Here is a 24,435-nt window from a genome sequence, read left to right as displayed (position 1 = left end):
CGGCCTCAGTCATTGGCCACCCAGCCCTTGACCACCTGGGCCACGCGCTTGGAGTCGGTCTTCACGGCTTCACGCGCCATCCGCAGTCGTTCCTCATATGAATCCACCGGCAGGGCCAATGCATCCGGCCCGCCCAGGCTGGCCCGGTCGGCGCCAAGCGCCGGCAGCGGCATGCCATCGTCATCGACCAGCTGCACGTCCGCGGTATGCGGCTCCAGTGCCTGTTCGTCGTTCTTCTTGTTCTGGCCGGTGATCGCGCGCAGTGCAGGGCGCAGCACACCGAACAGCAATGCCAGCACCACCACGGCACCCAGCAGCATGCGACCGGCGTCGTGCACCCACGGCAGCTCCCACCATGCCGGGCCTTCGACCGGCGTGGTGTCACGCACGAACGGGGCATTCATCACCGACACGGTGTCGCCACGCTCGGCGTTGAAGCCGACGGCCTGCTTGACCAGCGCCTCGACGCGGGTCAGCTCGGCGGCCGACAGCGGCTGCGGGCTCATCTTGCCGTTGGCACCGGCGCGCGGGACGTTGTCCACCAGCACCGCCACCGAGACGCGCTTGATGCGGCCAGCCGGCTGGCGGGTGTGCTGCAGGGTGCGGTCCAGCTCGTAGTTGCGGGTCGCGTTCTTGCTGCTTTCGGTCGGAGTCTGTGCGGTTGCCGGTGCGGCCTGCTGGCCCGGCGGGCTGTTGCTGGTCGCGCCCGGCACGCCCTGCGGGCCCGGGGTGCTGGTGGTGTTCTCGCTCATCTGCTCGCTACGCAGCTTCTGCGGTTCACCGTTGTAGAGCTCACGGGCTTCCTCGGTTACCGAGAAGTCCATGTCCACGCTCACTTCCGGATTGACGCGGCCAGGGCCGGTCATCGGCTCCAGCAGCTCGCGGATGCGCTGGTTGAACGAGGTTTCCTGGCGGCGGACCTGCTCGAACTGGGCCGCATTGACTGCCGCTTCGCTGTTCGGGTCGGTGATGCTGAGCATGCGCCCGCTCTGGTCGACCACCGTCACCCGTTCCGGAGCGAGGTCCGGAATGCTGGCCGCGACCATGTGCACGATGGCGTCGACCTGGCTGCGTTCCAGCTGCTGGCCGCCACGCAGTTCCAGGGTGACCGAGGCGCTGGCCACGTCACGCTGCCGGGTGAAGGCGCTGGGCTTGGGAATGGCCAGGTGCACGCGCGAATCGCGCACCGGGCGCAGCGTGTTGATGGTGCGCGACAGCTCGGTTTCCAACGCATGCTGGTAGCGCGCGCTTTCCACGAACTGGCTGACGCCGAAGCCCGGGTCGCGTTCCATCAGCTCGAAGCCGAGCTTGCCGCTGTCGGTCAGGCCGGAGCCGGCCAGCTTCAGGCGGGCGTCGTGCAGGTTCTTTTCCGGCACGGTGATGCCACCGGTGGCCGGGTCGAGCGCGAACGGGATCTGCGCGGCGCGCAGCAGGTCGGTCGCTTCAGCGGTGGCCTTCTGGTCCAGGCCGGTATACAGCGGGACCATGCCGGGCTTCTGCGACCAGAAGAACACGGACAGCCCGGCCGCTACGGCCACGGCGATCATCGCCATCAGTCCGAGCCGACGGGTGATCTGCAGGCTTTGCAGCCGATCGAACCACTGGCCCGCCTTTTCGGCGTTCAGGGATTCCTTGGAGAGCGACAGGGCCATGCGGTTCTATCCTTACAGCGGCATGTTCATCACGTCCTGGTAGGCCTGGACGAGACGGTTGCGGACTTCCACGGTGGCGCGGAAGGCGATCTGGGACTGCTGCGAGGCGACCATGACCTTGGCCAGGTCGGCGCTGGGGTCGCCCATTTCGAAGGCCTTGGCGAGGGCGCCGGATTTCTGTTGCGCGTCGTTGACGCCGGCAATCGCACCACGCAGGGTTTCGGTGAAGCTGGCCGGCTGCACCTGCGGCGCATCCAGCACCGTGCCCGGCAGGGCATTGCTGCGCGGCGTTTCGCCCAGCGGGTTGAGCGCCGGCTGTCCCATCTGGGTCTGATAGGAGCGGATCTGCGAAAGGATCGAGGTGACGGAGTGGGACATCTGCAACGGTTCCAGAAACAGGGATGGGGTTGTCTGCTGGAACCAGTGCAAGTGCCGTGCCGAAACCGGTTTTCGATTCAGTGAAGTGAGGAGGTTGGGTGTGCGTGGGGGTGCACCCCGCTCCCCGCGGTAGTGCCGGCCGCTGGCCGGCAACCTCAGCAGCAACGGCCGAAGGCGAAGCAACGGCAGAAGCTGGCGATCCGTGGGATGGCGGGGTGGGTCCGGTTACGGGGGCGCTGCAAGTACGTCCATGTAAGCTCGGTCGCGCCATCCATGGCGCTCACGCCCCCGCAACCGGACCCACCCCGCCTTCGACAGAATTCCGCGATCTGTTGGAACCTGCTGCTGATGGTGGGTGCCGACCGTTGGTCGGCACGGGCTCTTACCCCATTGGAGGCGCCATTTAACCGGCGTCGGATTTCTGGCCTATGGCTGCAGGGTCCATCGGCCGGAATTCTGGCGCTGGCGGGGTGCGATGGGGCCGTCGTGCTGGGTGTAGATGAAACGGCCCTGGTGGTCGGTCTGGCAGGTCAGCAGCAGGGTGTAGTGGGTAGGGCCGGCCGGGTGGGCTTCGGTCATCTGGATTTCCGCGATACGCGGGGCCAGGCGCTGATAGCGGTAGCTGCCGCCGATGCGGAGGTCGGTGCCGAGGATGTCCAGCACGTACTGGCTGCCGGCAAAGCTGACCTGCACCATGCGTCCGGCATTGGGGTTGTCCGGTGCGTACAGCGGATCGCTGAGGTTGGTGAACTGGCGCTGGTCCAGCATGGTGGGCAGGGTGCAGTCGGCGGCGCTGGCCAGGGCCGGGCAGAGCAGGGCGGCGAGCAGGGTGAGGCGATGCATGCTGGGACCTCGTTGGGATGTCCTTGCCATGCTCCGCACTGCGGCGGTGATGTCTTTAGGAAAACGTGCAAATGCAATGGGGTCAGATCCCTTTCCGCAGGAAAGGGATCTGACCCCAGGTTCTGGAAACACCAACGCCCGGGCAAGCCCAGGCGTTCGTGCCCCCTTCATGCTGGTTGCGAGCTTCAGCCGGCCAGTTCAGCCTGCTCACGTTCGATGCCGTACTTGCGCAGCTTTTCCACCAGGGTGGTGCGGCGCAGGCCGAGCAGCTGGGCGGCGTGGGCGACGACGCCCTGGGTGCGTTCCAGTGCTTCGTTGATCAGGCCCAGTTCGATGTTGGCCATGTGGTTGCGCAGGTCCATGCCTTCATCGGGCAGCGCCGCCGGTGCTGCGGCGCGATTGACGGCAATGCCGTGCTCCAGCGCCGGTTGGTTGCCGCCGCCCGGGGTGTGGAACGAGAAGCTGCGCAGGTCCAGGCGTTCTTCGCTGGCCGTCGGCTGTACCGGTGCCGGTGCGGCCACCGCTGCCAGTGCAGCGTCGCCACGGTAGCGGGCCGGCAGGTCCTGCACGCGCACCGATCCGCCCGGGTGCAGCACCGCCAGGCGCTCGACCAGGTTGGTCAGTTCGCGCACGTTGCCGGGCCACTCGTAGCCGGCCAGTGCCTGCAGCGCTTCCGGGGTGAAGCGCACTTCGCCACGGCCGGTGCGCGCCAGCTGTGCGGCGATGGTTTCCACCAGCGCCGGCAGGTCTTCGCGACGCTCGCGCAGGGCGGGCACGTCGATCGGGAACACGTTGAGGCGGTAGAACAGGTCCTCGCGGAACTTGCCTTCGGCAATACGGGTTTCCAGGTCGCGGTGGGTCGCGGCCACAACGCGTACGTTGCAGCGGATGGTCTGGTTGCCACCGACACGCTCGAAACTGCGTTCCTGCAGCACGCGCAGCAGCTTCACCTGCATCGGCAGGCTCATGTCGCCGATTTCGTCGAGCAGCAGGGTACCGCCTTCGGCCATTTCGAAACGGCCCTTGCGCGCGGTCAGTGCGCCGGTGAAGGAACCCTTTTCGTGGCCGAACAGTTCGCTTTCCAGCAGGTCGGCCGGAATGGCACCGCAGTTGATCGCCACGAACGGGCCGTCGCGGCGCGGCGAGCGCTGATGGATTGCGCGCGACACGACTTCCTTGCCGGTACCGGATTCGCCCAGCACGAGCACGGTGGTGTCGAATGCGGCCACCTGTTCGATCATCGTGCGCAACGCAGTCACCGCCGGACCGTTGCCGGTCGGGCCCTGGTCCTGCGCGGCGCCGGCCTGGTGCTCGGCGTCCAGGCGCTTGAGGCTGGCGCGGCGCAGCAGGGCTTCCATCTGCGCATGGCGCAGCGGCGTTTCCAGCGGCCAGATGTTGGCTTCGTGCAGGCCGTGCTGATGGGCAAAGGCTGCGGCATCACCGTCGGCCAGCAGTACCGGCGGCGGCAGGCTGCTGCCGCCCAGCCAGTTGTACAGCGCGGTGCTGGCAGCGGTGTCGTCCAGGCTGCCGACGATCACGGCCATCCAGTCGTTCTGGCGCTGACGGCCCAGGTCGAAGTCGGCCGCGTCGGAAACCCAGCGCGGGTTGAAATCCATGAATTCCAGCAGGGCAACGGTGCGCTCTGCGCGCACGGCGTCGTTGTCCAGCACCAGGATGCGCGATTCGCTCACGATCGATCCTCCCTGAGGCCTTCCAGGATCGGCATGACTTCCTGGATGTAGGACAGCTTGCTGACAAAATTGTCGGCGCCAGCGCGCAGCGCGTGTTCGCGGTGCTCGGCGTCGTCGAAGTGGCTGGCGATCACGATGTACGGTGCATCGTCCTGCGACTTGATCAGGCGGGTGGCCTGCAGGCCGCCCATTTCCGGCATCGCCAGGTCCATCAGCACCACCTGCGGGCGCAGCGTTTCCGAGCGCTCGATCGCTTCCAGGCCGTTGCCGGCGCTGCCGACGATCTGCAGCCAATCGATCTTGCGGAAATGGCGCATCGCCGCGTTGATGAAGCCCTCGTGGTCATCGACCAGCAGGACCGTGAGCTTGTTCATGTCCAACATCCTTTTCAGCCCACCCGGGCCAGCTGCGGTTGCCTGGCGCCAAGCCGACGCCGTTCACGGGCCGGGGCGATGTCCAGTTGTTCTCGGTATTTTGCGACGGTTCGGCGGGCAATGTTCACCCCCTGGCGCGACAGCAGGCCGGCGATGGCCTCGTCGGCCAGCGGGCGGCCGGCCGGTTCGGCGTCGATCAGGCGGCGGACCATGGCCTTCACGGCCTGGCCGGAAACGCTGGCGCCTTCCAGGCGCACGGCGAAGAAGTGCTTCAGTTCGAAGGTGCCGCGCGGGGTCTGCAGGAACTTGCCGGTGGTGATGCGCGAGACGGTCGACTCGTGCATGCCGATTTCCTCGGCCACTTCCTTCAGGGTCAGCGGCGCCATGGCCTCTTCGCCACGCACCAGGAACGCGGCCTGGCGCTCGACGATCACCCGCGCGGTGCGCAGCAGGGTGTCGTAGCGCATCGACAGGCCGCGGCTGAACCAGCGCGCTTCCTGCAGCATCTCGCGCAGTGCTGGTGCGGCCTCGCTGGTCTCGGCCAGCGCCTGTTCGTACTGGCTGTTGATCGAGACGCGGCGGCTGGTGGCCGGGTTCAGCGCCACCTTCCACTGGTCGTCGGCGTGCCAGGCAACCACGTCCGGCACCACCACGGCGTTGCGTTCCGGCAGCAGGCTGTCGCCCGGGCGCGGCTGCAGCGAGAGGATCAGGCGCACGGCTTCGCGCACGTCGTCGATCTCGGCGTCGTGCAGGCGGGCGAGGGCGGGGTAGTCGTGCGCGGCCAGCGCCTCGAGCGCGCCACCGAGAATGCGTGCCGCCAGGTGGCGGGCGGGGACTACGCCGTGCAGGCTGCGCAGCTGTGCCTGCAGGCCTTCGCGCAGGTCCTGTGCGGCCATGCCGGCCGGCTCGCCATGCAGCAGCTGCTGACGGATGGCTTCGACGCCGTCGGCGGCGATGTCGAACTGGGCGCTGGCCAGCAGCTGCAGCTGGTCCAGCGGTGCCTGCAGGTAGCCTGCCTCATCGCAATGGTCCAGCCAGAAGGTGGCCACGGCCAGCTCGCGGTCATCCATGTCCAGCGACAGGCGCTGCAGCACGCGCAGCTGCGGGTCGCTCGATTCGCCGGCAGCGATGCGTGCCATGCGGTCGTCGTCGCCGTCCTGCCAGCTGGCGCCGGCCACGTCCCACATCGACGACTCCGGCAGCTCGTCGAAGGCGGCGGTGTCCATCGTGGTGGCACTCGCTTCGGTGGCTTCGGCGGTGGGTGCTTCAGCCTCTTCGATCTCCAGCAGCGGGTTGGAGTCCAGCAGGCGCTGGATTTCCTGTTCCAGGTGCAGGCCATCGAGCTGCAGCAGCCGGATCGACTGCAGCAACTGCGGGGTGAGGTGAAGTTGTTGGCCCAGCTGGGCCGAGAGTGCAGCCTTCATCGTGGTTCCCCGGCACCGCTCCCCGGCGCCTTGTGGAACGCATCTTGCTTTTGATCCGGCGGGGGCGGAATCAGGGGGTTCCTGAGAGGCTTCGTGAATGTCCTGACAGGGTGTAGGGGTATTCCCTACATTGTCGCGGAATGTTGACGATGATCGCCGCTAAGTTACTGATTTCCGGTGTGGGTCCCGGGTTGATCGGGCTGTGCCGTGTACGGATTCCTGTCGGGGCGTGTCGGGGTGACGGGAATTCGTCGTCAGTGCGGATCTGGCCTCCTTCGCGGAGGATCACTCCAGCTCGTGCTGGTGGCGCGCGGCCAGCAGCAGCAGATCGTTGGCGCGGCGGCAGCCCAGCGATTCCATCATGCGTGCGCGGTGGGTCTCCACCGTCTTGACACTGATGCCGAGGTCGGCGGCTATTTCCTTGTTGCTCTCACCCTTGCCGATGCGGCGCAGGATCTCGCGCTGGCGCGGCGACAGTGCGGCGATGCCGGTGGGTTTCTCGCGACCGAGCATCGGTGCCAGCATCTTGGCGGAGATCTGCGGGCTCAGGAACACCTGGCCGGCGTGCGCGGCACGCAGCGCCAGTTCAAGCTCCTGCGGTGCGGCATCCTTGACCAGGAACCCGACCGCACCGCGATCGAGTGCATCGCGCACGTGTGCGGCGTCGTCGTGCATGGTCATCATCACCACCCGCGTGCCAGGGGCGCGCAGGCGGATGTCGCTGAGGGCTTCCAGGCCGGTGCGGCCGGGCAGTGACAGGTCCATCAGGATCACGTCCGGGGCGTGCTGCAGGGCCAGCTGCAGTGCCTGCTCGGCATTGCTGGCCTCGGCGACGAGCTGCACGTCGGCAAACCCCTGCAGCAGCCGCGCCAGGCCGGCGCGGACCAGGGTGTGATCGTCGACGATGAGAACTCGCACAGGCACGTTGGAGGTCCGTGAGGGGAGTCCACCTTAACTTAGCTGAACGGGCGCGCCAAGGGTTGCCCATCCGGCGTCATGGTGGCAGGTTTCAGCGGGCGCGGCGTGCTTCGGCCACCTGGCGGCGATGCAGGCGGAACAGATGCCGCTCCATTGCCATCTCCAGGCCATCGCCAAGGCGCTGGAAACGCAGCCACAGGTAATGACCACCGCTACCGTCCGCCGCTTCGGCGACCACTTCCACGGGCAGGTCGATATGGTCAGGCAGCCAGTCGCTGGGCTGCAGACGCACCAGGCCGGCCTGACCAGGGCTGGCGCCGCTGCGCGGCCCCAGCTGCAGGCGGATGCCGCGGCGTGACCAGCGCACGGGGCGCAGCGTCAGTTCCTGGCCCTGCTGGCGTACCAGGCGGCCGAGCAGCACCATTGCCAGATCCAGCTTGGCTTCCAGCCGCTGCAGCTGCAGGCTGGACTCATTGCGGTCGTCGTGCTCGTCAACGCGGCTGTCCTCGACCAAGGCCAGGCTGCGCAGCAGGCCTTCGGCACTGCTGGTGCGACCGGCGGCGCTGCCTGCCTGGAACTCGGCCGGCAAGGCCAGCTCGCAGCTGAGCGTTTCGTCGAACAGCTCGCTTTCGGCGGGGTGGTGCAGCGACGTGGTCGGCAGTTGGGTCATGCGAGTGATTCTGCCTGCAGGTAGGCATGCGCCGCGCGAAGGGAGCGGCCGGTGTGCTTCAGGTGTGCTGCGGCTTCATCGCGGAGGGAGATCATGCGCGCCAGTACGCGTTGCTGGTGGTCGCGCAACGCGAGGATGGCGGCATCACTGGGGCGTTCGACAACCAGCGACAGGGCAGCCACGGCTTCCAGGTGTTCGGCCATCAGGCGTTCGCTGGTGTCGTGGTCCTCGCCCTGGAGGCTGGTTTCCAGCGTATCAAGGGCGTCGTGCATAGTCTGAAGGTTCATGGCGCCACCGCTTTGGTGACCTGGCGCTGGTCTGCCGGAATCGCGTTCCAGGCCGAATCGATCTCCACCATCAAGCCCAGGGCTTCCTTCAGTGCGGTTGGATCGTTGTGCAGGTTGCCCTCGGTCAGGCGCATGATGACGAAGTCGTACAGTGCCGACAGGTTGCCGGCAATCTCGCCGCCGGCTTCGTGATCGAGCGAGCCGTTGAGGTGGCCGACGATGGCGCAGGCTTCGCCGATGGCCTTGCCCTTGCGCGCCTGGTCATTCTGCTGCAAAGAGGCTTCAGCGGTGCGGATGCGCTCGCAGGCACCGGCCAGCAGCAGCGCTACCAACTTGTGTGGATCGGCATCGACGACCGAGGTGGTCACGCCGACTTTTCGGTACTGCTCGGCGAACTGCCGATTGGAACCGTACATAGGGGAAGTCTCCTGGAATGCCTGCCCATCCGCGTGGGTTGAGGGGTTCGGCACGGGTCTAACGGGTTATCGGCGCAGCCGGGGCTCTACTTGAGTACCGACTGCGCCGGAAAAATGCCTGGAAATCAGTTGCCGAGCTGCTGGATGAGCGAGCCGCCGGCCGATTGCATCTGCGTGACCATCTTTTCCATCGCGGTGAACTGCTTGGTGTAGCGGTCGGCCACCTTTTCCATGTTCTTGTCCAGCTCGTCCAGCTGCTTTTCCAGTGCCTTGATCTGCTTGTTCAAGGTCGCCGTACGCTGGGTGATCGTGCCGGTGGTCGCGTCCAGGCTGCTCTTCAGCAGTTCGGTCATCGGCTTGCCCAGCGCGCCCTCTGCACCAAACAGCTTGGTGGCGGCCTCTGGGTTCTTCGCCAGCGCGGTGTCGAGCTTGGCGCCATCAAGGCTCATGCTGCCGTCGGCGGCAATGGTGATGCCCAGATCCTTGAGGTCGTTGACGTTGGCACTCAGCTGGGCGCGCAGCTGCTGCTGCAGGCCACGGACCATGGCGTCGCCGGTCATGGTCGAGGCCGTGCGCGTCTCAGCGTTGTAAGCGCTGGAATTCTTCAACGTGGTCTGGATTCCGTTGTAGGCGGTGATGAAGGCCGTGAGATTGGTCTTCAGCGTGCTGTTGTCCGGAGTGACGGTCAGCGTCTGCGTCTCGCCTTCCTTCGCCTTGGTCAGGGTGAGGCTGATGCCGGGTACCAGATCGGTGATCGTGTTCGAGCTGCTGGTGCGAGTGAAACCATCCACCACCACCACTGCATCCTTGGCGGGCACCATCTCGGTCATCTTCGATGCGGATGTGCCGTCATAGGCCAGCTCGGAGAGTCCGCCATTGCCGCCACTGGCGCTGACCTTCAACGCGCCCTTGCTGCCGGAATCAACGGCGGTCAACACCAGGTGCATGCCATCGTCGGCGGTCACCACGGCCGCGGTGACGCCCTTGCTCTCGGCGGCGGAATTGATCTCGGCCGCGATCTTCTCCATCGTCGCGCCGGGTTCGATGTTCACGCTGATGGACTTGTCGCCGTATGCGATCGTCAGCGTTCCGTCGCCAACCACGGCGTCCTTTGTATACGCCTTGGAGCTGAGCTTCTGGTTCTGTGCCAGGGATTTGACTTCCACCTGGTGGCTGCCCGCAGCGGCCTTGCCGGCGGTCGTGCTGGTGTCCAGGGTCGCAGTGAAGTTCGACTCGGTTGGCGTGCTGACTTTCAGGCCGGGGGTGGCCACACCCTTGACCAGGGTCTTCAGCGCGCTCTGCAGACCTGTCATTCCGCTTTTGATGGTGCCAAGCGCCGAAAGCTTGGCGCTGGCGGCAACACCCGCCGAGTTGATCTGCTTTTCCCGGGGCTCGCGTTCCTTGGCGGTCAGCTGTGCAACCAGGCTGGGAATGTCGAGGCCGGAACCAATCGTGCCGATGGCCATGAGGGGAATCCTTTTTCTTGGACGGGCCGGGCGGGTGTCCTGCACCTGCTATCGGCCTGGGAGGGGCGAGCTTGAGCGTGGAAACGCTCTCCAGCCTTCTGCAAGGCCCATGCCAATCCGCCACCGGGCACGAAGAAGGGGGCTTGCGCCCCCTTCCCGTTGTTGCCTTGTACTACCGCTGGATCAGCGCAGCAGGCTCAGCACGTTCTGGCTGGACTGGTTGGCCTGGGCCAGCATGGCGGTACCGGCCTGCTGCAGGATCTGGTTGCGGGTCAGCTCGGCGGTTTCCGAAGCGTAGTCCACGTCGCGGATGCGGCTGCGGGCAGCCGACATGTTTTCCGACGAGGTGTTCAGGTTCGCAACCACCGAGGTGAAGCGGTTCTGGATCGCACCCAGGTCGGCGCGGGCGGAGTTGATCGAGTTCAGGGCTGCGTCCATCGCCAGGATGGCGTTGTCGGCACCGTCCTTCGAGGAGATGTCCAGGTCGGCAAAGCCTTCAGCGGCCTTGCCTGCCGTGAACTTGGCGGTACCAGTGGCCAGGCCGGTAGCATCCTTCAGCTTGTCGGCGGTCAGGCTGCTCTTCACTTCGAAGTCGGCCTTTTCCGACGTCAGCTGCAGCTTGCCTTCCACCAGCGAGGCGGTGACACCCGTCTCGTGGGTCTTCGCGTTGATGGCGTTGACCAGTGCAGTGCTGCGATCGCCTGCGGTCTTCGATGCCCCGACAGTGATGTCAACGAAGCCCGAACCGTCACTCTTGCTGATCTGAAGTTCACCTGCAGCAACGCCGGTCGAGAAGTCGGCTGCCTTTGCCACCTGGGTGGCCACGGCAACATCGACGCCAGCTGCGACAAACGGAGCGCCGGTGATTTTGAATGCTTCGCCCGAGTTGGAGATGCTGATGGCACCGGCAGCAACAGAGGTGGAGACGCCAGCTGCCGCGAGTTCGCTGGACTTCGCAGCCAGCGCGTTTCCAATGTTGGTGACCATCGACGTTCTGGCAGCGGCGACATCTGCACCTCCAGTCACCCCTGCCACGTCGATCTTGACGCCGGCCACGTTGAACGAGAATGCATCGTACGTCCTCGCTCCGTCAACGCCAGCTGCGTCTACGAGGCTGGCCCCATTGATCGTGCCGGCCGTCGCGTTCGCGATAGCGTCCTTGGCGCCGCCCACCGGCACAGCACCGGTCGCGCTTGCATCTTTCGACGCGGTGGTCCAGTTACCCAGCTTGCTGATGTTGGCGTTGGCAACCTGCGAGATGTTGATCGTCTGGCCCTGGTTGGCGCCGATCTGGAAGGCCTGGTTGGTGAAGGTGCCGTCCAGCAGGTTGGTGCCGTTGAAGTTGGTCTGTTCGGCGACGCGCTGGATTTCCTGCTTCAGCAGCTGCACTTCGGCGTTCAGGGCCTGACGGTCGGAATCAGAGTTGGTGGCGCTGCGCGACTGCACGGCCAGCTCGCGGACGCGCTGCAGGTTGTTGCCGATCTCACCCAGTGCGCCTTCGGCGGTCTGGGCCAGCGAGATGCCGTCGTTGGCGTTGCGGGCGGCCTGGTTGGCGCCGCGGATCTGGGTGGTGAAACGCTCGGAGATCGCCAGGCCGGCGGCATCGTCCTTGGCGCTGTTGATGCGCATGCCCGAGGACAGGCGCTGAATGGTGGTGGCCAGGTTGGCGCCGCTGGTGCCCAGGTTGCGCTGGGCGTTCAGCGACATGGTGTTGGTGTTGATGACTTGTGCCATGGTGCGGTTTCCTTGTAGGCAGTGTGTCCGGCAGAGCAGCCTGACCGGTTTCGGGGGGCAGTGGCTGGCTTCCCCCCAAGGGGTGTGCTACCGCTGCTGAAATCAATAACGGCACTACCCCTCCGGCCTTTAGCAGAGTTTCGATCCTTTTTTCTCTGGTCAAACGAAAAGGCCCCGCCATCTGCATGGCGGGGCCCGGCTCCAGCTCGTGTGGTGCAGCTATTACGACTGCAGCAGGCGCAGTACGTTCTGCGGCACCTGGTTGGCCTGCGCCAGCATGGCCGTGCCGGCCTGCTGCAGGATCTGCCCGCGGGTCAGTTCGGCGGTTTCCTGTGCGTAGTCAACGTCACGGATGCGGCTGCGTGCGGCGGACAGGTTCTCCGAATTGGTGTTCAGATTGGCGATGGTCGAGGTGAAGCGGTTCTGGATCGCGCCGAGGTCGGCGCGGGCCGAATTGACCGACTGCAGCGCCGCATCCATGGCGAGGATGGCGTTGTCGGCGTTGGCCTGGTTGGAGATATCCAGTTCTGCAAAGCCCGTCTGGGCCGTACCTGCGGTGAATGCCGTGCCATTGGTGGCGCTGCTGCCTGCCGTCAGGCCAGTGGCATTGGCCAGCGCGGTGGCGCTCAGCGAGCCACCAATGGTGAAGTTGCCTTCCTTGTTTTCCAGCTGCACCCTCCCGTCGATCAGCGATGCGGTGACGCCGGTTTCGTGGGTCTTGGCGTTGATGGCGTTCACCAGCAACGTATTGCGTTCCGAGGCGTTCTTTGCGGCACCCACGTTGATGTCGACCACGCCACTGCCATCGGCCTTGGTCAGCGTCAGCTGACCGGCAGTGATGGCGGGGAAATCAGCAGCAATTGCCGGCGTGCCGTTCTGATGGTTGGCGACAAAGGCGCCAGTGGCGAAGCCCTCAGCGGCACCGGCGCCGGTGACGGTGATCGGCAGGTCATTGCCGTCGGCGCGCGAGAATGCCAAGGTGCCGGCAGCCACGCTGCCACTCATGGTGATGCCGGCGGCGGCCAGCGCATCGGACTTGCTTGCCAGTGCCGCGGTGATGTCAGCGGCATTGACCGCCCCGCCAGCAGCGGCGGTGTGGATCGAAATACCGCCGACAGAGAAGGCAAAGCCACCAGCAGGAACCGTTGCAATGGCATTGAAGTTGCCGGACGGACCCGAGGTGGTCGGAATCGCAGCCTCGGCGCCACCGGTCGCAGTCTTGCCGGCCACGCTTGCCGGGGTCGAGGCACTGGTCCAGTCGCCCAGCTTGTGCACATTCGCATTGGTGATCTGCGAGATGTTGATGGTCTGGCCCTGGTCGGCGCCGATCTGGAAGGCCTGGTTGGTGAAGCTGCCGTCCAGCAGGCTGGTGCCGTTGAAGTTGGTCTGCTCCGCAACGCGCTGGATTTCCTGCTTCAGCAGCTGCACTTCGGCGTTCAGCGCCTGGCGGTCCGAGGCGGAGTTGGTTGCGCTGCGGGCCTGAACGGCCAGTTCGCGGATACGCTGCAGGTTGTTGCCGACTTCGCCCAGTGCGCCTTCAGCGGTCTGTGCCAGCGAGATGCCGTCGTTGGCGTTGCGCGCGGCCTGGTTGATGCCACGGATCTGGGTGGTGAAACGCTCGGAGATCGCCAGACCGGCGGCGTCGTCCTTGGCACTGTTGATGCGCATGCCCGATGACAGGCGCTGGATCGAGGTGGCCAGCGAGCTGCTGCTGGTGGACAGGTTGCGCTGAGCGTTCAGCGACATGGTGTTGGTGTTGATGATCTGTGCCATGGTGCTTCTCCGTGGTTGCTCGGTTGTTTCGGTGTGGAAGGCGCGGGACGCGCCGTGCTGGAAGACGGATGGAACGGGGAAAGGGACTAGCGGATCTTGTTGAACAGGGACATCGCCTGCATCTGGCTGAAGATCGTCTGGGCGGCTTGAAGGGCGGCGGTCTCCAGCTTGTATTGGCCGATGGCATCGGCGTAATCGAGGTCGCGCATCGTCGAGAGCGTGCTCTTGACGGTGACGGCAGTGGCTTCGCGGGCGCTGGCCGCGGTATCGATGGCGGCCAGCTGGGCGCCGCCCTTGGCGCGGGCGTCGATCATCGTTTCCGAGGCCCTGTTGAGGTCGCGGATGCTGGACTGCAGCGTGTTCTGCAGCGCCGTGCGCTGGCTTTCGGTGGACGGGTCGGTTTCCAGTGCGGCGACCAGTTTGTCCAGGGTGGAGAAGATGTCGCGGCTACCCGCGTCGCTGACGTTGAACTGATCACCGGCGGCTGGCTTGCCCTCGATGCGCATGCGCACACCGCCAACAACAATGTCCTCGCCGGGTTTGTGGGTTCCGCTGCCGACCACCGTGCCGGTGCCATCAACCACCTCATAGGCACCTTCGGCAGTGCCGGTGAAGCGGACACTGAGCGTGCCGCCGGCCCAGCTGCCGCTGCCGTCACGGCTGACTGAGGTCAACAGGCCACTGCCGGTGTTGCCGGCGGCCGCGCTGGCATCCACACGGCCATCGCCGGTGGGGATGCGCATGAAGATCTCGCTGCCGGGCAGGGCGTCGGAGACCAGTTGGCCCGGTGCCACCTCCACCTGCCGCTGGTTCTGGTCACCGCTGTAGGTCACGGTGCCGCCGCTTCGCTGGAACGGGGCGTCAGCGTCGTTGCTGCCACCGAACAGGTAGCGTCCGCTGCCATCCCTGGAATTGGCCAGCGACAGCAGGCTTTCCTGGATGGTCTTCAGCTCGCTGACGATGGCCTTGAGGTCACTGGCCTTGGGCACCGGACTGTTGGCCTGGATACTCAACTCCACGGCGCGCGACATGAGCTCATTGACCTGAGCCAAGGCGTTTTCCTGCAGGCCCAGGCGGTTCTGCACGCTGTTGGCGTTCTTGCCGAGCTGCTCGAGCCCGGCCACGACACGGTCCAGGCCAACGGCCGTACCTGCAGCGACCGGGTCGTCCTTGGCGGAGGTGATCTTGCTGCCAGTCGCGATCTGCTGCTCGAGGTGGCTGATTTTCGACTGCTTGGCGAGCATCAGCGACACGGACTGGTTGAACATCATCCCGGTGGAAATTCGGCTGCTCATCGACGGACGGCTCCCAGGATGGTCTGGAACATGTTGTCGGCGGTGGAGATCAGCTGTGAGGCGGCCTGATAGGCCTGCTGCAACCGCAGCATGTCGGCTGCTTCCTCATCCAGGTTGACGCCGGAGATCTCGTCGCGGGCTGCCTGCGCCTTGTCCGTGATGACCTGCTGCGCGTCCAGCGAGTACTCGGCCGAACGTGCCGCCGCGCCGACCTGCGTGGTCAACCCCCCCAGCGCACCGTTGAGGGTGACGGTGCCGCCGTTGAAGGCCTTGGCGTCCTCGACCTTGGCCAGCTTTGCCGCGTTGCTGTTGTCCGACGAGCCTGCCGGAGTAGGGCTGATATTGAAGGTGTCGCCGACCTTCGGTGCACCGTCCAGCACGAAGCTCCAGCCATTGGCGCTGATGGTCTGGCCCGGTGTGTAGGTCTGCGGCGGCCCACCGTTGATGGTGTAGGTGGTCGCCGACGTGAACACGATTGCGGCAGGATCGCGCAGGTTCGGATTGGATACATCGTTGACGGTGACGCCGGTCAGCTTCCCGGTGCCGGTGTTGGCCAGTGCAGCCGTACCCTTGACCGCTGCCGCTGCGGCGATGCGGGAGGGATCGGTGATGGCGGTTTCCAGGCTTCCGGCGACGCCCGCGGTCGGCTGCAGGAGGAAACGGTCGTTGGTGGCCGGGGTGCCGCCGACCACCAGCTTGACGCCATTGATCACCAGCGGATCGGCGGTCGTGCCGGTACCGGTCAACGCAACGGTGGCGCCAGTGTCGGCGCGGGTGGCCTGCCACTGGGTGCCGTCGAACTTGAGGACGATGTTCTGTGCCTCCAGCTTGGACAGGTCACCATAGGTCGCAGTGAGGCTGCCGGTACCGGTATTGCTCGCGTTGGGCGTGACGCGTGGGCTGCCGATGGTGAAGAAGTCGCCGCCCATCTTGCCGTACATGTCCACGCCCTGGTGGTGCGCCTGGTTGAAGCTCTCGGCCAGGCCGACGGCGAGCTTGCCCAGTTCGGCCTGGGCCGGTGTCAGCACGGTATCGCGGAACTCGAGCATGCCGCCGATCTTTCCGCCCACTGCCTTGGGATCGAGCGTGATCGTGTTGCCCTGGGTTTCCAGCGCCAGTTGCAGGCGTTCGGGCTGGTATGGATCGGTCACCGTAGTGACCTTGGACGCGGTCGTGCCCACCACCAGCGCATTGCCGCCTGCGGTATAGACGTTCATCACGCCGCCATCCTGGACGACGGCAGTGCCACCGGTGTAACCGATCAGCTGCGAGATCAGCTGGTCGCGACGGTCGAGCAGGTCCGGCGCCGCGTTGGCCACGTTGCTGCCAATGGCGCCGTTGATCTGCGCAATCTCCTGCGCCAGGCGATTGACTTCCGTGGCGCCGGCAATGAGCCCGTTGTTGACCTCGCTGCTCAGGTTGTTCATCTGCGTGTTGAGCTGCACGAAGCGGCTCGCCAGGGCCTTGCCGCCATCGAGCAGGCTCTGCCGGTCGGCCGTGCCGGCCGCGTTGGACGAAAGGCCACTGACGGCGTCGAAGAAGTTGGACCAGGAGCCGGCGACATTCGTGGCCGGGTCCGAGAACAGGGCATTCACCCGGTCGGCCATGCCCGAAAGCTGCTTCAGGCGTGCCAGCTCGCCGCTGCTGTCGAGCAGGCGCGAGATGGCCAGCTGGTCGGCAGCACGGCGGATATCGGTGATGCGGGTGCCGCTGCCAACGTCCCCAAAGCCGTAGTTCTGCGGATCAGACGTGGCGAAGTCGACCTTCTGCCGGCTGTAGCCAGGGGTGTTGATGTTGGCGACGTTGTGGCTGGTGGTCGCCAACGCGCGCTGGAAGGCGAGCAGGGCACCGGTACCGGTGGAAAGTACGCTGGACATGGGGTTCCTCAACGACGAGTGATACCCAGCGCCGCGGTTGCGGTGCTGGCGAAGGTCTGGCCAAGGCGTGAGCCGGCATCGGCCACGGCACTGACGGCGCGCTCGATGGTCGGGCCGCCGGCGATCGCGGCGATCTTGGCCGCGTAACGCGGATCGGTGGCATAGCCGGCGCGTTGCAGGCCGCGGGCGAAGCCCTGCACGTCGGTGCCGGCCTGCAGGGCCTGCTGGTAACGCGGGCTGGTCTTCAGCAGGCGCACATAGTCGGCGAAGCTCTCGGCCGGCGAACTGTAGGCGCGGAAGCTGGCGGTCTCGTTGCGGCGCACGCCATCGACATATTCGTGGGTGCCGGCCACGGCGCGCTGGCCGTTCCAGCCATTGGCCTTGATGCCGAACAGGTTGTGCGAAGTGCTGCCGTCGGCATGCTTGATGTGGCGCTTGCCCCAGCCGGTTTCCAGCGCCGCCTGGGCGACCAGGGCGCGGGCATCCACGCCCAGTTCCTTGGCTGCACTCTGCGCGTGCTGCCAGATGCTGGCAACGAAGCCTTCCGGGGTGTGCTCGCCCAGCTGGGCGACGGCGGTGCGGGTAGCCATCGCATCGGCCGGACTGATCGCGGTGCCGCGGTTGCTGGCGGTGGCCGACCACTGGTCGCTGTTGGCGGCCCAGTCCTCGCCCTGCAGGCTGCCGATGTACGGATCGTCGGTGCCCAACGAGCGGTGCATGCTGCTGCTCTCGCGGCCGGCGATCAGGTCCAGGGCCTGTTCCATCGGTGCGACCGCCGCCTGCGCACCGTGCTGTGCACCGGCGGCCATCTGCTGCAGCAGGCGCACGGCCTGGCTGCCGTCTTCCAGCGGCAGCGACGGTGCCGGCTTGGCCGGTGCATTGAGCTGGTAGGCACGACTGGCCTTGGCCGGATCCACGCGGGTATCCAGCGCCGGGCCGTCGGCGGCCTGGCCGGACAGCTGCCGGCTGATCATGCCCGACAGGCCCAGGCCCTTGCCGCGGGTCATCGCCTCGGCAATCTTCTGGTCGTACATCTCGCGGAACATCTTGTTTTCGCCGGGGAACAGCGAGTCGCCGAAGCTGGCGTCACGCATGCTCTTGACCAGCATCTGCGCGAACTGGCCTTCCAGCTGGCGCGCGACCTTGTCCATCTTGGCCGGATCGTTCTGTTGCGCCGGGTGCAGATCGAATGCGGGAGTGATACGCATATCAGATCACCTCGAGCTCGGCACTCAGTGCGCCGGCCTGCTTCAGGGCTTCCAGGATCGCGATGAGATCGCCTGGTGCTGCGCCCACGGCGTTCACCGCGTGCACGATCTCGTCCAGGGTGGTGCCGCCGCTGAACTTGAACATGCGGCTGCCGTCGTTGGTGGCGGTGATGGTCGACTGCGGGCTGGCCACGGTGCGGCCGCCGGACAGCGCATTGGGCTGGCTGACGTTGGTGTTTTCCTGGATGGTCACGGTCAGCGAACCATGCGAGATCGCCGCCGGTCCCACGCGCACCTGTTGGCCGATGACCACGGTGCCGGTACGCGAATTGACCACCACCTTGGCCGGGGCGCTACCGGGGGTCAGTTCCAGGTTCTCGATTCGCGCAAGCAGGCCGATGCGTGCGCCCGGATCGGTCGGCGCGGTAACCGCTACGGTCACGCCGTCGACCGCACGCGCGGCACCTTCGCCGAAGGCGTTGTTGAGCGCGGCAACCATGCGCGAGACCGTGGTGAAGTCGTTGTTGTGCAGGTTCAGGGTGATGTCGCCGCCGTTGGCCAACGGATCGGGCAGGGCACGTTCAACGGTGGCACCGTTGGGAATGCGGCCGACGCTTGGCACGTTCACCGAGACACGGGAACCATCCTTGCCCTGCGCACCAAAGCCGCCGACGATCAGGTTGCCCTGGGCGATGGCATAGATCTGGCCGTCAGCACCGCGCAGCGGCGCCATCAGCAGCGAACCGCCGCGCAGCGAGACCGCGTTGCCGATCGAGGACACGGTGATGTCGATCGGCTGGCCCGGCTTGGCGAACGGCGGCAGTTCGGCGTGGATCGCCACGGCGGCCACGTTCTTCAGCTGCGGGTTGACGTTCGGCGGCACGTTGACGCCCAGTTCGCCGAGCAGGTTCTTCAGGCTCTGCACGGTGAAGGGTGCCTGGCTGGTGCGGTCGCCGCTGCCATCCAGGCCGACCACCAGGCCATAACCCACCAGCGCATTGCCGCGCACGCCGCCGACCTGGGCCAGGTCCTTGATGCGCTCGGCGCTGGCAGGGGCAGCCACGACCAGCAGCATCAACGCGACGAACGACGCCATGCGTCGCTGCCAGGAAGAAGAGGAGAAGAGTTTCATGGCCATACTCAGAACGGCGTCAGGCCGGAGTTGAAGAAGCGGCTCAGCCAGCCCATCGCGTTGGACTGCGCGACGGGACCGCGGCCGCCGTAGACGATGCGGGCCTCGGCCACGCGGCTGGACGGAATGGTGTTGTCCTGGCTGATGTCGCCCGGGCGCACGATGCCCTGCACCTGCACCAGTTCATCGCCCTGGTTGAGCCGCAGGTTCTTCTGCCCCTGCACCACCAGGTTGCCGTTGGGCAGGCGTTGGACTACGGTGACGGTGACGCTGCCCTGCAGGCGGTTGCTCTGCGCGCTGTTGCCCTTGCCGGTGAAGTCACGCGCGCCCTTTGCCGTGGCACTCAGGATGTCCTTGCCGCCAAGGGTGACCGGAGCGCCGAGAATGGACGGTGTACCCAGGCTCAGGTTCGATTCCTTGTTGGTGGCCGTGTTGGCACTGGTCTGCGCGGTGGTGTTTTCCAGCAGGGTGATGGTCAACAGGTCGCCAACATCGCGCGCGCGTCGGTCCGAATACAGCTGCAGGGTCGGGCCGGCAGCGTAGATTGCACCGGCGGTCGGCTGTGCCTGCGGCGGCATGATCGGCTGGATCGGTGCCATCGTCGGGTAGGGGCGCACGTCGCCCGCGATCACGCAGCCACCGAGCAGGGCGGCCACGGCGCAGGTGAGGGCAGTGCGGGCGAAGTTGGAAATGGGCGACATGGCGGTTTCCCGGTTTGGCCGGTCAGAGCTTGTTGTTGAGATAACCGAGCATCGAGTCGGTGGTGGAGATCGCCTTGGCGTTCATCTCGTAGGCGCGCTGGGTTTCGATCATCGACACCAGCTCTTCCACCACGTTGACGTTGCTGCCTTCCAGCGCGCCCTGCACCACAGTGCCGAGGCCGTTGAGGCCGGGGTTGCCGTTCTGTGCCGGGCCGGACGCAGTGGTCTCCAGGAACAGGTTCTCGCCACGTGCCTGCAGGCCAGCGGGATTGACGAAGTCGGTCAGGGTCAGTGCGCCGACTTCCACCGAGGCGGCGCCGTCTGCCATCTTCACGCTGATGGTGCCATCGGTGCCGATGGTCACCGACTGCGCGCCTTCGGGAATCTGGATGCCCGGCTGCACCGGGTAGCCGCTGTTGGTGACCAGCTCGCTGTCCTGGTTGATCTTGAACGAGCCATCACGGGTGTAGGCCGAGCTGCCATCAGGCATCTGAACTTCGAAGAAGCCGCGGCCATTGACCATCACGTCCAGGGCGCGGCCGGTCTGCTGCTGGCCACCCTGTTCAAAGTTCTTGGCGGTGGCGACCACGCGCACGCCGGTACCCAGCTGCAGGCCGGTGGGCAGCTGCGTCTGCGCCGACGAGGAGCCGCCGGGCTGGCGCACCTGCTGGTACAGCAGGTCTTCAAAACTGGCACGGTCCTGCTTGAAGCCGGTGGTGTTGGTGTTGGCGAGGTTGTTGGAAACCACCGACATGCGCATCTGCTGCGCATCCAGTCCGGTTTTCGCGATCCACAATGCCTGGTTCATCTTCGATGTCCTGTCTGCTGAAGCCGGCCGCGTGGTGCGGCCCTTGGTATCGGGTGTGCAAGCGGTGTGCCAGCGCCGGCATCAACCGGCGCCGGAATTCCGTCAGCTGCCCAGGCGCAGCATGCTGTTGGCGCTGCGCGCGTTTTCGTCGCCGTGCTTGATCACCTGCACCTGCATTTCGTACTGGCGCTGCAGCTGGATCATCTGCACCAGCGCGCCAGCGGCATCCACGTTGCTGCCTTCCAGCTGGCCGCTGTGCACGGCCGTGCCCTGTGCCGGTGCGAACGGCTGTAGCGGGTCGGTGTTGCGGAACAGGCCATCCAGGCCACGCTCCAGGCGTTCATCCGGTGCCTGCACCACTTTGATGCGACCGATCTGCGCCATGGTCTGCGGACCTTCGCCCTGCGGGATGATCGAGAGCGTGCCGTCGGCGCCGATCTCCATCGCCTGGTAGGGCGGAATGGCGATCGGGTTGTTGTTGTCATCCAGTACCGGGCGGCCGCTGGAGGTCACCAGCTGGCCGTTCGGCGTCACCGACAACGCCGCGCCGCGCGTGTACGCCTCGCTGCCGTCACTGGACTGCACGGCCAGCCAGGTGCCGGTCTGCAGGGACAGGTCCAGCGGTTTGCCGGTGATGTGCTGCGAACCGGGCGTGCGGTTGAATCCGGCGTCGACATGCAGCGCATCCACCCGCGAGGCAAAGCCCGGGCCACGGATCGGGAAGGCTTCGGTGTTGGCCAGCGCTTCCTTGAAGCCGGGGGTGTCGGAGTTGGCGAGGTTGTGGCTGAGCGTACCCTGCGCCTGCAGGGAGGCGCGGGCACCGGTCATCGCCACGTAAAGGGCTTTATCCATGCGGGGAGTTCCGTGACGGGGTCAGCAGGTCATCAACGGATGTTGATGACGGTCTGGGTGATCTGGTCCTGCGTGGTGATCATCTGCGCGTTGGCCTGGAAGTTGCGCTGCGCGGTGATCATGTTGACCAGCTGCTCGGTGAGGTCGACGGTGGACGCTTCCAGCGAGCCGGCCTGGATCTTGCCGAGGTTGGAGGTGTCCGGCATGCCGGTGCGCGGGGTGCCCGACTCGAACGTCTCCACCCACAGGTTGTTGCCCTTCTGCTCCAGACCCTGCGTGTTGTTGAACGTGGTCAGTGCGACCTGGCCGAGGGGCTTGTCGTCGCCGTTGGAGTAGCGGGCATAGACCACGCCGGTTTCCGATACGGTGATCTCGTTGAGCTTGCCGGCGGCGTAGCCGTCCTGCTGGGTGTTGCGCAGCGCGAACTTCTCGCCGTACTGGGTCGAGCCGCTGATATCCAGCGTCATGTTCAGCTGGCCCGCGCCGGTGGTCGGGGTGAAAGTACCGAGGCTGACCTTGCCGTTGGCAGGATTGGTCAGCTTGCCGCTGTTGTCGAACGTCACCGGGGTCGGTGCGCCGGCCGGCTGGCCATCCACGTAGTTGCGCACGGTCCACTCGTTGGGGTTGGCGCCCTTCACGAAGTACGAGACCTGGATGTGGCTCACGCCCAGCGAGTCGTACACGGTGATGCCGCCGCTGGAGTGGTTGTAGCTGTTCGAGTCGGTCGGATCGAAATTGGTGACCGTCGGTTGCTTGGCGTTGGCGGGCAGGGTGAAACCGACCTTCACTTCGCTGGTCTGCTTCGGCGCGCTGTCGGTAGTCAGCAGCTGCAGGTCCACCAGGCGGCCGGCATCGAAGTTGGTGCCATCGGCGTTCGGCGCGAACACCTGCAGGCGCGCGCCCTGCGGGTTGATCACATAGCCGGCGGAATCGGTCTGGAAGTTGCCGGCACGCGAGTACACGCGCGAGCCGTTCATGTTCATGGTGAAGAAGCCCTCACCGGAGATCGCCATGTCCAGGCTGCGGCCGGTCTGCTCGTTGTGGCCCTGGATGAACTGTTGGGCCACGTTGGAAACGCGCACGCCCGAGCCGGTCTGGTTCTTCGACAGGCCGTAGCTGGTGGAGGCGAACAGGTCAGCGAACTCGGCGCGTGATTGCTTGAAGCCGGCGGTATTGACGTTGGCGACGTTGTTGGCGGTGACGCTCAGGTCGGTATTGGCGGCATTGATGCCGGACAGGGAGACGTTGAAGCCCATGGGATGCTCCTGGTAGATGCGGAATGTGCGGCTCAGCTGACGCGGAGCACGTAGTCGATCGGGGCCGTGCCCAGGCCCTTGAGATTCAGGTACAGGCCGTCGGAGCCGACGGTCACGCTCTCCACCGGGGCCTGCACGAAGGTGGACAGCTTGGTGCTCTTGCCGGCGGTGTCGACGTGGTTGGCGACGATGGAGTACTTGCCCGGTTCCATGCGCTTGCCGTTGGCGTCCTTGCCGTCCCACTGAAACGCGGTTTCGCCAGCGGCCTTGGCTTCTACGCTCAGCGAGGTGATCTTGGTGCCGTTGGCATCGGTGATGTCGACGGTCACGATGCCGGCCGAGGGCGCAGCCACCGTGCCTTCGACGCTGCCTTCCTTTTCCAGTACCAGCTTTTCCGACGGCACCAGTACCTGGTGGCCAACCAGAGCGGCACCGCGCAGCACCTGGTCGCTGGCCATCGATTCCTGGAAACCCTTCACCGTCTTGTTCAGATCGGTGATGCCCTGCACGGTGGACATCTGCGCCATCTGCGCAACCATCTGCGTGTTGTCCATCGGCTTCAGCGGATCCTGGTGCTGCAGCTGCTCGGTCATCAGGCGCAGGAAATCGGCCTGGTCCAGCGTGTTCTTCTTCTTGGTGGCGTTGCTGTTCGGGGCGTTCAGGCCGAGCGCGGCGTAGACGTCCTGGTTGGTCTGGTTGTTGACGGCGGTGGTCATGGTGGTATCCGGTGCTGCGGGCCTCAGCGGCCCATGGTCAAGGTGGCCAGGGCCAGTTCCTTGGCGGTGGTCAGCATCTCCACGCCAGCCTGGTAATTGCGCGAAGTCGAGATCAGGTTGACCATCTGCGCCACCGGATCGACATCGGGCTGGTAGATGTAGCCATCGCCGTCGGCCAGCGGGTGGCCCGGTTCATAGCGCTTGATCGGCGCGGCTTCGCTCTGGGTGATCTCCTTGACCTTCACCGACGTGATGTTCGGATCGTTCTTGCTGGTCACTGCCTGGAAGATCGGTTCCAGCGGCTTGTACACGGCATCGGCGGAACCGGCGACGGTGTCGGCGTTGGAGAGGTTGGAGGCGATGGTGCTCATGCGCACCGACTGCGCCTGCAGCGCGGAGCCGGCGATATCGAAGATCGGCAGGTTGCTCATGGCTTATTGCCCCGTGATCGCGGTCAGCATGGAACGCACCTTGCTCTCGACGAAGCTGAGCGAGGCGCGGTATTCGAGTGCGGCGCGGCCATAGGCGGCACGCTCGGCATCGGGATCGACGGTGTTGCCGTCCAGACTGGGTTGCACGCCTTCGCGCGCGATCTGGAACGGGTTCAGGCCACTACTGATCTCGTAGTGCTGCTCGTGGGTGGTGGCCATCAGGCCATTGGCATCCTGCCCCTGGGCGTGGCGCAGGGCGGCATCGAAGTCCAGATCCTGGGCCTTGTAGCCGGGAGTGTCGGCATTGCCGAGGTTGCTGGCGATCAGCTTCATCCGCTGTTCGCGCAACGGCATGGCCTGGGCGTGGACGCCCAGGTAGTCGGTAATCAGGTTGCGCACGGTGCACTCCCACAGGAACGTTGCCCGGGAAGCTGCAAGGGGTGTGCCAAATTCGAGAGGGTAGTGCCGGGGGGGGGGCGGGGGGCGGGGGGGGGGGCGGGTGGGGGCCCCGGGGGCGCGCGCCCGGGTCGGAG

Annotated in this window: 24 protein-coding genes and 1 pseudogene; all 25 read right to left on the bottom strand. The window is 65.9% G+C overall.

Annotated elements, in window-relative coordinates; genetic code table 11:
- Positions 1–5 precede the first annotated feature (5 nt).
- Entirely contained in the window at positions 6–1,652 is a 1,647-nt protein-coding gene (fliF, locus tag V3B25_RS14210; RefSeq protein ID WP_049421900.1) for a flagellar basal-body MS-ring/collar protein FliF, read from the bottom strand.
- Positions 1,653–1,664: 12 nt separating this feature from the next.
- On the bottom strand, positions 1,665–2,030 hold the full coding sequence (gene fliE, locus V3B25_RS14205) for a flagellar hook-basal body complex protein FliE (RefSeq protein ID WP_014037113.1): 366 nt from the start codon (positions 2,028–2,030) through the stop codon (positions 1,665–1,667).
- Between the two features lie 426 nt (positions 2,031–2,456).
- Complete coding sequence (locus V3B25_RS14200) at positions 2,457–2,873, bottom strand: hypothetical protein (protein WP_329810871.1); 417 nt, start codon at positions 2,871–2,873, stop codon at positions 2,457–2,459.
- A gap of 185 nt (positions 2,874–3,058) precedes the next feature.
- On the bottom strand, positions 3,059–4,564 hold the full coding sequence (locus V3B25_RS14195; protein WP_329810870.1) for a sigma-54 dependent transcriptional regulator: 1,506 nt from the start codon (positions 4,562–4,564) through the stop codon (positions 3,059–3,061).
- On the bottom strand, positions 4,561–4,938 hold the full coding sequence (locus V3B25_RS14190) for a response regulator transcription factor (protein WP_010485922.1): 378 nt from the start codon (positions 4,936–4,938) through the stop codon (positions 4,561–4,563). The genes V3B25_RS14195 and V3B25_RS14190 overlap by 4 nt, the downstream gene beginning before the upstream one ends.
- Before the next feature lie 14 nt (positions 4,939–4,952).
- Positions 4,953–6,362 (bottom strand): RNA polymerase factor sigma-54, encoded by a 1,410-nt coding sequence (gene rpoN / locus V3B25_RS14185; RefSeq protein ID WP_329810869.1) that lies wholly within the window; start codon positions 6,360–6,362, stop codon positions 4,953–4,955.
- Between the two features lie 285 nt (positions 6,363–6,647).
- The gene (locus tag V3B25_RS14180) at positions 6,648–7,280 is read right to left on the bottom strand and encodes a response regulator transcription factor (protein WP_032970105.1); all 633 of its coding nucleotides are present in this window, start codon (positions 7,278–7,280) and stop codon (positions 6,648–6,650) included.
- Positions 7,281–7,371: 91 nt separating this feature from the next.
- Positions 7,372–7,950, bottom strand: coding sequence for a PilZ domain-containing protein (locus V3B25_RS14175; RefSeq protein ID WP_201119064.1), 579 nt, complete (start codon positions 7,948–7,950; stop codon positions 7,372–7,374).
- Entirely contained in the window at positions 7,947–8,237 is a 291-nt protein-coding gene (locus tag V3B25_RS14170; protein WP_125429337.1) for a hypothetical protein, read from the bottom strand. Before V3B25_RS14170 ends, V3B25_RS14175 begins: the two co-directional genes overlap by 4 nt.
- Positions 8,234–8,653 carry a flagellar export chaperone FliS gene (gene fliS, locus V3B25_RS14165; RefSeq protein ID WP_049398118.1) on the bottom strand — a complete coding sequence of 140 codons (420 nt, stop codon included), beginning with the start codon at positions 8,651–8,653 and terminating at the stop codon, positions 8,234–8,236. The genes V3B25_RS14170 and fliS overlap by 4 nt, the downstream gene beginning before the upstream one ends.
- A 125-nt stretch (positions 8,654–8,778) precedes the next feature.
- Positions 8,779–10,119, bottom strand: coding sequence for a flagellar filament capping protein FliD (gene fliD / locus V3B25_RS14160; protein WP_049421909.1), 1,341 nt, complete (start codon positions 10,117–10,119; stop codon positions 8,779–8,781).
- Between the two features lie 183 nt (positions 10,120–10,302).
- On the bottom strand, positions 10,303–11,853 hold the full coding sequence (locus V3B25_RS14155; RefSeq protein ID WP_049421910.1) for a flagellin: 1,551 nt from the start codon (positions 11,851–11,853) through the stop codon (positions 10,303–10,305).
- Positions 11,854–12,075: 222 nt separating this feature from the next.
- Positions 12,076–12,333 carry a flagellin gene (locus V3B25_RS14150; protein WP_253900926.1) on the bottom strand — a complete coding sequence of 86 codons (258 nt, stop codon included), beginning with the start codon at positions 12,331–12,333 and terminating at the stop codon, positions 12,076–12,078.
- A 558-nt stretch (positions 12,334–12,891) separates the two neighbouring features.
- A pseudogene (locus tag V3B25_RS14145) lies at positions 12,892–13,626 on the bottom strand (flagellin); the annotation flags it as partial.
- Between the two features lie 86 nt (positions 13,627–13,712).
- On the bottom strand, positions 13,713–14,921 hold the full coding sequence (flgL, locus tag V3B25_RS14140) for a flagellar hook-associated protein FlgL (protein ID WP_049421913.1): 1,209 nt from the start codon (positions 14,919–14,921) through the stop codon (positions 13,713–13,715).
- The gene (gene flgK / locus V3B25_RS14135) at positions 14,918–16,798 is read right to left on the bottom strand and encodes a flagellar hook-associated protein FlgK (RefSeq protein WP_329810868.1); all 1,881 of its coding nucleotides are present in this window, start codon (positions 16,796–16,798) and stop codon (positions 14,918–14,920) included. Before flgK ends, flgL begins: the two co-directional genes overlap by 4 nt.
- An 8-nt stretch (positions 16,799–16,806) precedes the next feature.
- The gene (gene flgJ / locus V3B25_RS14130) at positions 16,807–18,006 is read right to left on the bottom strand and encodes a flagellar assembly peptidoglycan hydrolase FlgJ (RefSeq protein ID WP_329810867.1); all 1,200 of its coding nucleotides are present in this window, start codon (positions 18,004–18,006) and stop codon (positions 16,807–16,809) included.
- A gap of 1 nt (position 18,007) precedes the next feature.
- Positions 18,008–19,144, bottom strand: coding sequence for a flagellar basal body P-ring protein FlgI (locus tag V3B25_RS14125; RefSeq protein ID WP_049421917.1), 1,137 nt, complete (start codon positions 19,142–19,144; stop codon positions 18,008–18,010).
- Positions 19,145–19,146: 2 nt separating this feature from the next.
- A complete protein-coding gene (flgH, locus tag V3B25_RS14120) occupies positions 19,147–19,839 on the bottom strand; it encodes a flagellar basal body L-ring protein FlgH (protein ID WP_329810866.1) in 693 nt (230 codons plus the stop codon).
- A gap of 22 nt (positions 19,840–19,861) precedes the next feature.
- Positions 19,862–20,647, bottom strand: coding sequence for a flagellar basal-body rod protein FlgG (flgG, locus tag V3B25_RS14115; RefSeq protein WP_005409571.1), 786 nt, complete (start codon positions 20,645–20,647; stop codon positions 19,862–19,864).
- Positions 20,648–20,749: 102 nt separating this feature from the next.
- On the bottom strand, positions 20,750–21,499 hold the full coding sequence (locus V3B25_RS14110; protein WP_032127377.1) for a flagellar basal body rod protein FlgF: 750 nt from the start codon (positions 21,497–21,499) through the stop codon (positions 20,750–20,752).
- Positions 21,500–21,531: 32 nt separating this feature from the next.
- On the bottom strand, positions 21,532–22,755 hold the full coding sequence (gene flgE / locus V3B25_RS14105) for a flagellar hook protein FlgE (RefSeq protein ID WP_107431886.1): 1,224 nt from the start codon (positions 22,753–22,755) through the stop codon (positions 21,532–21,534).
- Between the two features lie 32 nt (positions 22,756–22,787).
- A complete protein-coding gene (locus V3B25_RS14100) occupies positions 22,788–23,471 on the bottom strand; it encodes a flagellar hook capping FlgD N-terminal domain-containing protein (protein WP_071229188.1) in 684 nt (227 codons plus the stop codon).
- A gap of 23 nt (positions 23,472–23,494) precedes the next feature.
- The gene (gene flgC, locus V3B25_RS14095) at positions 23,495–23,902 is read right to left on the bottom strand and encodes a flagellar basal body rod protein FlgC (protein ID WP_010485892.1); all 408 of its coding nucleotides are present in this window, start codon (positions 23,900–23,902) and stop codon (positions 23,495–23,497) included.
- 3 nt (positions 23,903–23,905) lie between these two features.
- On the bottom strand, positions 23,906–24,301 hold the full coding sequence (gene flgB / locus V3B25_RS14090) for a flagellar basal body rod protein FlgB (protein WP_005409576.1): 396 nt from the start codon (positions 24,299–24,301) through the stop codon (positions 23,906–23,908).
- Positions 24,302–24,435 lie beyond the last annotated feature (134 nt).

This window comes from Stenotrophomonas sp. SMYL8 (assembly GCF_036320065.1).
GTDB lineage: Bacteria > Pseudomonadota > Gammaproteobacteria > Xanthomonadales > Xanthomonadaceae > Stenotrophomonas > Stenotrophomonas maltophilia_A.
Note: the sequence above shows the minus strand (reverse complement) of the source record. Positions and strands in the feature narration are given on the sequence as shown.

Coding starts and splice junctions, on each gene's coding strand:
- fliF (WP_049421900.1), bottom strand. CDS start 1,652: ATGGCCCTGTCGCTCTCCAAGGAATCCCTGAACGCCGAAAAGGCGGGC.
- fliE (WP_014037113.1), bottom strand. CDS start 2,030: ATGTCCCACTCCGTCACCTCGATCCTTTCGCAGATCCGCTCCTATCAG.
- V3B25_RS14200 (WP_329810871.1), bottom strand. CDS start 2,873: ATGCATCGCCTCACCCTGCTCGCCGCCCTGCTCTGCCCGGCCCTGGCC.
- V3B25_RS14190 (WP_010485922.1), bottom strand. CDS start 4,938: ATGAACAAGCTCACGGTCCTGCTGGTCGATGACCACGAGGGCTTCATC.
- rpoN (WP_329810869.1), bottom strand. CDS start 6,362: ATGAAGGCTGCACTCTCGGCCCAGCTGGGCCAACAACTTCACCTCACC.
- V3B25_RS14175 (WP_201119064.1), bottom strand. CDS start 7,950: ATGACCCAACTGCCGACCACGTCGCTGCACCACCCCGCCGAAAGCGAG.
- V3B25_RS14170 (WP_125429337.1), bottom strand. CDS start 8,237: ATGAACCTTCAGACTATGCACGACGCCCTTGATACGCTGGAAACCAGC.
- fliS (WP_049398118.1), bottom strand. CDS start 8,653: ATGTACGGTTCCAATCGGCAGTTCGCCGAGCAGTACCGAAAAGTCGGC.
- fliD (WP_049421909.1), bottom strand. CDS start 10,119: ATGGCCATCGGCACGATTGGTTCCGGCCTCGACATTCCCAGCCTGGTT.
- V3B25_RS14155 (WP_049421910.1), bottom strand. CDS start 11,853: ATGGCACAAGTCATCAACACCAACACCATGTCGCTGAACGCCCAGCGC.
- V3B25_RS14150 (WP_253900926.1), bottom strand. CDS start 12,333: ATGGATGCGGCGCTGCAGTCGGTCAATTCGGCCCGCGCCGACCTCGGC.
- flgL (WP_049421913.1), bottom strand. CDS start 14,921: ATGAGCAGCCGAATTTCCACCGGGATGATGTTCAACCAGTCCGTGTCG.
- flgK (WP_329810868.1), bottom strand. CDS start 16,798: ATGTCCAGCGTACTTTCCACCGGTACCGGTGCCCTGCTCGCCTTCCAG.
- flgJ (WP_329810867.1), bottom strand. CDS start 18,006: ATGCGTATCACTCCCGCATTCGATCTGCACCCGGCGCAACAGAACGAT.
- V3B25_RS14125 (WP_049421917.1), bottom strand. CDS start 19,144: ATGGCCATGAAACTCTTCTCCTCTTCTTCCTGGCAGCGACGCATGGCG.
- flgH (WP_329810866.1), bottom strand. CDS start 19,839: ATGTCGCCCATTTCCAACTTCGCCCGCACTGCCCTCACCTGCGCCGTG.
- flgG (WP_005409571.1), bottom strand. CDS start 20,647: ATGAACCAGGCATTGTGGATCGCGAAAACCGGACTGGATGCGCAGCAG.
- V3B25_RS14110 (WP_032127377.1), bottom strand. CDS start 21,499: ATGGATAAAGCCCTTTACGTGGCGATGACCGGTGCCCGCGCCTCCCTG.
- flgE (WP_107431886.1), bottom strand. CDS start 22,755: ATGGGCTTCAACGTCTCCCTGTCCGGCATCAATGCCGCCAATACCGAC.
- V3B25_RS14100 (WP_071229188.1), bottom strand. CDS start 23,471: ATGACCACCGCCGTCAACAACCAGACCAACCAGGACGTCTACGCCGCG.
- flgC (WP_010485892.1), bottom strand. CDS start 23,902: ATGAGCAACCTGCCGATCTTCGATATCGCCGGCTCCGCGCTGCAGGCG.